This window comes from Schnuerera sp., assembly GCF_035459645.1.
GTDB lineage: Bacteria > Bacillota > Clostridia > Tissierellales > Tepidimicrobiaceae > Schnuerera.
On record NZ_DATHXO010000006.1, the window covers coordinates 1 to 1511 of the forward strand.

1 protein-coding gene is annotated in these 1511 nt (G+C 28.2%); it reads left to right on the forward strand.

Annotated elements, in window-relative coordinates; all coding sequences use genetic code 11:
- Positions 1-318: 318 nt before the first annotated feature.
- A protein-coding gene (locus tag VK998_RS00125; protein WP_325224124.1) for an IS3 family transposase occupies positions 319-1421 on the forward strand; the annotation gives its coding sequence in 2 pieces (ribosomal slippage) (positions 319-562 and positions 562-1421; 1104 coding nt in all).
- Positions 1422-1511: the final 90 nt, after the last annotated feature.

Below are 1511 nucleotides of genomic sequence, written 5' to 3' on the forward strand. Positions count from 1 at the left end.
GTATACAAATCTGTAATTTCTGGTATTTCATCATTAGTTTCAATATTGCTTTTTATTAAGACAAAACCTCCAAATAAAAGCAATACAACGACAAAGAAAATAATAAGCAAAAACTTTATAAAAATATGCTTTTGAATATAATTTATATTGATAAAAATCACCTCCTAATGATATTAAATATTGAATGCCTAGCATGTGGTTCATGACTTTCATTATATAATATGTAGATAACATGGATAGGCTACAATGATTAAAACAGATTATATATAGACATATGTTATAATATGGATAAGAAATAAAGGGAAAGGTATAAAAACTATGTCTAAAAGAAGATCTTATACAGATGAATTCAAGAAGCAAATTGTAGCTCTTTATAAGGGTGGTAAAGCAACTAAGGATTTAGTAAGTGAATATGGTATTAGTGCAGCTGCAGTTTATAAATGGGTTAAAGAATATGATAATACGGGATCATTTAGGGCTGCTGATAATAGAACTTTAGAGGAAAATAAGTTGTTAGAACTTGAAAAAGAAAATAGACAACTAAGAATGGAAAATGATATTTTAAAGCAAGCGGCGCTGATAATGGGACGAAAGTCAAAGTAATTAAAGCAAACAAACATAAGTACAGTATTAGCGCAATGTGTGAATTATTAGAAATATCAAGAACGGTTTATTATTATAAAAGAAAAACAAAAGCAATTAATACAGTGTTAGAAAATCAAATCATTAAAATATTTAAAGATAGTCGGAATAATTATGGAACAAGAAAAATAAAAGTCGAGCTTAAAAGGTTAAATATAATTGCTTCACGCAGAAAAATAGCCCAAATCATGGCCAAATATGGCCTTGTATCAAACTATACCGTGAAACAATATAAAGTTCATAAAACAAACTGTAACAACGATAACATTGGAAATAAAGTAAATCGTAAATTTAATAATCGCGCAGAGCGTGAAGTTGTTGTTAGTGATTTGACTTATGTTAATGTAGATGGTAAATGGAATTATATATGTTTATTACTGGATTTACATGGAAGAGAAATATTAGGCTATTCTGCAGGCCGTCATAAAGGTGCAAAGCTTGTTTATAAGGCATTTAAATCAGTAAATGGTGGATTAAATAAAATAAAGATATTTCACACAGATAGAGGAAATGAATATAAGAATAAAATCATTGACGATGTTTTAACAGCCTTTGATATTGAAAGGTCATTAAGTGCTAAAGGATGTCCATATGATAATGCGGTAGCTGAAGCAACTTTTAAAATATTTAAAACAGAGTTCGCATTTAATATAATATTTAATAGCTTAGAAGAGTTAGAACTAGAATTATTCGATTATGTTAATTGGTATAATAACTTTAGGATCCATGGTAGTTTGGGTTATTTATCACCAAAAGAATACAAACAACTCTCTATATAAAATTTGTTTTAAAAAGGGTTGCCAAACCAGATTTATGAATGCTGTATATTTAGAAAGCTTAACGATTCCTAAAACTGTATGGAATATAGG